The sequence below is a fragment of the Burkholderia sp. E168m23 genome (assembly GCF_016586125.1).
GTDB classification, from domain to species: domain Bacteria; phylum Pseudomonadota; class Gammaproteobacteria; order Burkholderiales; family Burkholderiaceae; genus Burkholderia; species Burkholderia orbicola.
Genome location: NZ_BCPP01001327.1, coordinates 1 through 1,421 on the forward strand (window position 1 = coordinate 1; position 1,421 = coordinate 1,421).

1 protein-coding gene and 1 pseudogene are annotated in these 1,421 nt (G+C 69.5%); one reads left to right on the plus strand and one right to left on the minus strand.

Going from position 1 to position 1,421, the window contains the following annotated elements; genetic code table 11:
* Positions 1-16: 16 nt before the first annotated feature.
* Positions 17-700 (plus strand): hypothetical protein, encoded by a 684-nt coding sequence (locus JMF90_RS36970; RefSeq protein ID WP_011548654.1) that lies wholly within the window; start codon positions 17-19, stop codon positions 698-700.
* Positions 701-734: 34 nt separating this feature from the next.
* On the opposite strand, the pseudogene JMF90_RS36975 reads toward JMF90_RS36970, so the two are convergent.
* Positions 735-1,379, minus strand: a pseudogene (locus JMF90_RS36975) (sensor histidine kinase); the annotation flags it as partial.
* Positions 1,380-1,421: the final 42 nt, after the last annotated feature.

Below are 1,421 nucleotides of genomic sequence, written 5' to 3' on the forward strand. Positions count from 1 at the left end.
ACCCACAGGTGAAGCATTGACTGACGACGAACTTTCGCTCCGCCCGGAGAGCCGCTTCTGGCAGCTCGCGCCGGTGAAATGGTGGGTCCGCGGACACGGCCGCGACGGCTATTCGTTCCGTCTGCTGCTGTGCCCGCTCGCGATCGTGTTCGTGCTCGAATTCGTCTGCGTGATGGCCGGCGCGCTGTACACCAGCATCGCGGTCAGCGCGGCCGCGACGCTGTTCCTCGGTATCGCCGGGTTTTACGGTGCGCAGCGCGAATGGCTGATGACGTCCGAAACCGCCCGCGCGCTCGTGAAGGCCCGCATGAAAAAGGCGGCCGAGCGGCTCGCGTCGCTCGGTGTCGGTGCGACCGTGCTCGCGATCTTCGTCGCGGCGACGTCGCTGTCGCTCGTGATGTCGGGTCGGCCGGTGCTGGACAGCGTGTCGAAGGACGCGGTGTCGATCTTCATCGCGCTGGCGTTCCTGCCCGTGTACGTGTCCGGCGCGGTACGCAAGCTGGCGATCGCGCGGATCGAGGAGCTGGAGGCGTTGCGTAACGCGACCGTCGGCACGCGGCTGAAATTCGACCGCGCCGGCGCGGTGCGCACGGTGGTCGTGCAGGGCGCGGCCGGGACCGGGACGGTATCGGCGATGGAATACACGGTGCTCGGGTTCAGCCCGCCGCTCGACCAGGTCGGGCGCGAATCGCGCGCGTGAGGGTGTAGCGGCGTAACGGAGTAACGGCGCCAGGTTACGCCGGGAACCGCTCGCTTTCGGGCGCCGGCACGAGATCGTCGGGCCACTGCACCTCGAACCGCGTGCCGCCGGCGCCGGTCGGCACGCACAGCGCTGCGCCGCGATGCGCATGCGCGATCGCCGCGACGACGGCGAGCCCGAGGCCCGTGCCGCCGGGTTGCGACTCGTCGACGCGCCGGAACGCCTGGAACACGTGCGGCGCGAACTCGGCCGGGATACCGGGGCCGTCGTCCTCGACGCGCAGCCGGCACATGCCGTCTTCGATGCGGGTCTGGATCCGGATCGCGCCCGGCACCGCGTGGCGGCGTGCGTTTTCCAGCAACGCGAGCAACGCCTGGCGGATGCGCACCGGGTCGCAGCACATGCGCCGCGGGTCGAGATCGAGCACCGGATGCTGGCCGGCGGCCTGCAGCGCGTGCGCGAACACGTCGACCACGGCGCGCACCTCGGCGGCCAGGTCGGTGTCGCGGATCTCGATGCTCAGATGGCCGCTGTCGGCGAGGCTGACCACGCGCAGATCCTCGATCAGCCGCGTCAGCCCTTCGACCTGCACGAGCAGGCTGCGGTACAGCGCATCGCTCGGCGTGAACACACCTTCGGCGAGCCCCTGCAAGCGCCCGCGCAGCACGGTCACGGGCGTGCTCGTATAACTTCGTATAATGTATGCTATACGAAGTTATGC